The 3,854-nt window shown below is 70.0% G+C and carries 4 protein-coding genes; 2 read left to right on the plus strand and 2 right to left on the minus strand.

Annotated features, from left to right (window positions below; translation table 11 throughout):
• Both ACIKT0_RS14590 and ACIKT0_RS14595 read right to left on the minus strand, forming a co-directional pair.
• Window positions 1-165 (minus strand): histidine phosphatase family protein (locus ACIKT0_RS14590; protein ID WP_407106044.1); only part of this gene is annotated, 165 nt, incomplete at its 3' end.
• The gene (locus tag ACIKT0_RS14595) at window positions 162-1,133 is read right to left on the minus strand and encodes an inositol-3-phosphate synthase (RefSeq protein WP_407106040.1); all 972 of its coding nucleotides are present in this window, start codon (window positions 1,131-1,133) and stop codon (window positions 162-164) included. The genes ACIKT0_RS14595 and ACIKT0_RS14590, both read right to left, overlap by 4 nt.
• Window positions 1,134-1,662: 529 nt before the next feature.
• Here ACIKT0_RS14595 and ACIKT0_RS14600 point away from each other — a divergent pair.
• Window positions 1,663-2,763: an NAD-dependent epimerase/dehydratase family protein gene (locus ACIKT0_RS14600; protein ID WP_407106041.1), complete on the plus strand. Its 1,101-nt coding sequence runs from the start codon at window positions 1,663-1,665 to the stop codon at window positions 2,761-2,763.
• Window positions 2,760-3,848: an NAD-dependent epimerase/dehydratase family protein gene (locus tag ACIKT0_RS14605; RefSeq protein WP_407106042.1), complete on the plus strand. Its 1,089-nt coding sequence runs from the start codon at window positions 2,760-2,762 to the stop codon at window positions 3,846-3,848. The genes ACIKT0_RS14600 and ACIKT0_RS14605 overlap by 4 nt, the downstream gene beginning before the upstream one ends.
• Window positions 3,849-3,854: the final 6 nt, after the last annotated feature.

Here is a 3,854-nt window from a genome sequence, read left to right on the forward strand (position 1 = left end):
GGGGCCCCAGGCGGCGGCGGGCGCGAAGGCCGCCACTTTAGGGGCGACACGACCAGCCTGGCGCCGTCCCTCCTCGTCGATATGGACGCCCGGCGTGCGGCCCAGCAGGCGTTCGCCGAACCCGCGGTGGCGACCATGCCGAACGAGGAAGAACAGCGCGGTCATGCGCCGTCCGCGCGGCCGTCGACGAAGGCCGCGGCGAGCTCCGCCGCCTCATGGTCGGTGAACTGCCGCGGGGGCGACTTCATGAACCACGCGGAGGGGCCTTCAAGCGGCCCCGCCACGCCGCGGTCGAGCGCGAGCTTCGCGCAGCGCACCGCGTCGATCACGATGCCGGCGGAATTCGGCGAGTCCCATACGTCGAGCTTGAGCTCGACGGAGAGCGGCGCGCCGCCGAACGCGGTGCCCTCCAGCCGGATGTAGGCCGTCTTCCGGTCGGTGAGCCAGGGCACGTGATCGCTCGGCCCGACATGCACGTCGGAGGCGGGCAGCGGCACGTCGAACTGGCTCGTCACGGCCTGGGTCTTGGACACCTTCTTCGAGGCCAGGCGCGATCGCTCCAGCATGTTCTTGAAGTCGGAGTTGCCCCCGAAGTTCAGCTGGTAGGTGCGGTCGAGCCGCACGCCGCGCTCACGGAACAGGTTCGCCAGCGTGCGATGCACGATCGTCGCGCCGACCTGGCTCTTGATGTCGTCGCCGATCAGCGGCAGCCCCCGCTCCCTGAAGCGCTGGGCCCAGGCCGGGTCGGAAGCGATGAACACGGGCACGCAATTGACGAAGGCGCAGCCCGCCTCGAGCGCCTGCTCGGCGTAGTATTCCGTTGCGCGCTGGGAGCCGACGGGAAGGTAGGACACCAGGACGTCGGTCGCGCTGTCGCGCAGCGCATCCGCCACTGCGACCGCCGGCTCATCGGACTCCGGCACGTCGTCTGCGAGGTATTCGCCGATGCCGTCGAGCGTCGGGCCGCGCAGGACGATCGGTCCCGGCTCCGGCAGATCGGCGAAGCGCAGCGTGTCGTTGGGCGACGCCAGCAGGGCCTCGCGCAGCGGCCGGCCCACCTTGGCGGCGCTGACGTCGAAGACGGCCGAGATCGAGACGTCGTCGACGTGATATCCGCCGACGTCTGCGCTCATCAGCCCCGGTATGGGCTCGTTGCCTCTGGCGTCGCGGTAAAACGTGAGACCTTGCGCGAAGGACGACGCGCAGTTTCCGGCCCCGACAATGCCGACCCTGAGCCCTGGCAAGCCTCTGCCTCCCGGTTTCGCCGCCAGAGCGACGCGCCCCCCGCAACGGCCGTACGTAACTGCGCTCGGAGCCGCTCCTGTCACCCCGCCGCGCTAGAACGCCGCGCGAAAGGACCGTGTTCCCAGAAGCCTCGCCGGCACGAACATTTTGTCTACTTCCCCGGCTCAGCAACGGGAACAAAGAGACGGAGCCTGCTGTTCCCGCGTTGCCCATCACACCGAACTCCGGACAGCCATGAGCTCAGCACAAGCCGCCCCGGGTCACGGCGTCATCCGCAAGCGGGAGAAGCAGCGAGCCTGCAGCGCACAGGTCGGAGGCGCTGCGGGGGGAGCTGAAATCCCGCGCTTCCGCGGTGGCACGGAAGAAAATCCCGCCGGCGAACGCAGATTTCATCAGCAGCGGGGTCGGGGCTGAGCCATGGCGCAGACAGTTCTCATCACCGGCGGCGCCGGCTTCATCGGGCGGCACGTCGCCTCCGCGCTGATCGCGCGCGGCGACCGGGTCCGGATCCTCGACAGCCTCATCGAGCAGGTCCACGGCGAAGACCCGGCGGTCCCGCTCGCTGACGACTTCATCCGCGGCGACGTCCGCGACGCCTCCGCCATGGCGCGCGCGCTCAAGGGCGTCGACAAGGTCGTTCATCTCGCGGCGGAAGTCGGCGTCGGCCAGAGCATGTACGCCATCGACAAATATGTCGCCGTGAACGACCTCGGCACCGCGGTGCTGTTCCAGGCGCTCATCGAGCAGCCGGTCCAGCGCGTCGTCGTCGCCTCGTCGATGAGCGTCTATGGCGAAGGCCTCTACCGCGACGCCGATGGCGCGCTGCTCGAGGAAGTGCAGCGCGTGAAGGGTTCGGCCGGCGCCTGGGACCCGACCGACGCACAGGGCCGGCCGCTGATCCCTGTCCCGACGCCCGAGACGAAGCGGCCGAATGTCGGCTCCGTCTATGCGCTGACCAAATACGTCCAGGAACGGCTGACCCTGAACGTGACGGCGGCTTACGGCATGGAGGGCGCGGCGCTGCGCCTGTTCAACGTCTATGGTCCCGGGCAGGCGCTCTCGAACCCCTACACCGGCGTTCTGGCGATCTTCGCGTCGCGCATCCTCAACGGGCAGGCGCCGCTTGTGTTCGAGGACGGCGAGCAACGCCGTGACTTCGTGAACGTCGACGACGTGTCGCGCGCCTTCCTGACCATCCTCGACCACCCGGAGGCGAACGGCGAGGTGTTCAACGTGGCGAGCGGACGCGATCGCTCCATCAAGGATGTCGCCGTGTCGCTCGCCCGCGTCATGGGGCGCGAGGATCTTCAGCCGGAAATCGCCGAGAAGGCCCGCTCGGGCGACATCCGCCACTGCATCGCGGATGTCTCCAAGGTGGAGCGCGCGCTCGGCTTTCGGGCGGAGCGCGACTTCGAGAACTCGCTCGGCGAGCTCGTCGAATGGGTGAGTCAGCAGACGCCGGTGGATCGCGTCGGCGACGCCCGTCTGGAGCTTGAGAAGCGGGGGCTGATGCGATGAGCGCCGAGCACCGGGGCGGCGGCGCGCCCCGCGCGCCGGCGCTCGTGACCGGCGGCGCGGGCTTCATCGGGTCGAACCTCGTCGACCGCATCGCGCGTGACGGCGGCCGCGTCCGGGTGCTCGACTCGCTCGCCCGGCCGGGCGTGGAGATGAACGTCGACTGGCTCCGCCGCCGCCATCCCGAACGCGTCGAGGTGGTGATCGCGGACGTGCGGGACATGAGCGCCGTGACGGCCGCCATGCGGGACGTCGCCACCGTCTATCACCTTGCCGGCCAGACTGCCGTGACGACCAGCCTCGTCGATCCGCGTGCGGACTTCGAGGTCAACGCGCTGGGCACGATCAACGTGCTGGAGGCCGCCCGCCAGAGCGCCCGCCCGCCGGCCGTGATCTTCGCCAGCACCAACAAGGTCTATGGGGATCTCGGCGACGTGGAGCTCGTGCAGGAGCCGGACGGCTACGCCCCGGTCGACGCCGCGCTGCGCCGCTTCGGCGTCGACGAGAAGAGGCCCGTGGACTTCCACACGCCCTATGGCTGCTCGAAGGGCGCCGCCGACCAGTACGTGCTGGATTATTCCCGCAGCTTCGGCCTGCCGACCGCAGTGCTTCGCATGAGCTGCATCTACGGCCCGCGCCAGCTCGGCACCGAGGATCAGGGCTGGGTGGCGCATTTCGCGCGTTCGGCGCTCGAGGGCTCGCCGCTGACGATCTATGGCGACGGCCTGCAGGTGCGCGACGTACTGCATGTCGGCGACGCCGTGGAGGCCTATCTGGCGGCGGCCGACCGGATCGACGCGATCTCGGGGCGCGCCTTCAATCTTGGCGGCGGACCGGAGAACGTGGTGAGCCTGAGGGCCGTGATGGCGGCCATCATCGAGCTCACCGGCCGGCCGATCGCGTCCGAACTCGCGCCGTGGCGCGCCGGCGACCAGCGCTATTACGTCTCCGACACGCGACGCGCGACCGAGGAGCTGGGCCTGCCGCACCCACGGCACTGGCGCGACGGGCTCGGCGACCTAATCGAGTGGCTGTCCTCCCTGCGTCGCGAGGCACCGGCGTTGGCGGTGGCGGGAGGCGCGGCGTGACGCGGC

This window comes from Hansschlegelia beijingensis (assembly GCF_045505405.1).
GTDB lineage: Bacteria > Pseudomonadota > Alphaproteobacteria > Rhizobiales > Methylopilaceae > Methylopila > Methylopila beijingensis_A.

Excerpts from the sequence above, each read along its gene's own strand:
- ACIKT0_RS14605 (WP_407106042.1), top strand. The coding sequence starts at position 2,760 with ATGAGCGCCGAGCACCGGGGCGGCGGCGCGCCCCGCGCGCCGGCGCTC.
- ACIKT0_RS14600 (WP_407106041.1), top strand. The coding sequence starts at position 1,663 with ATGGCGCAGACAGTTCTCATCACCGGCGGCGCCGGCTTCATCGGGCGG.
- ACIKT0_RS14595 (WP_407106040.1), bottom strand. The coding sequence starts at position 1,133 with ATGAGCGCAGACGTCGGCGGATATCACGTCGACGACGTCTCGATCTCG.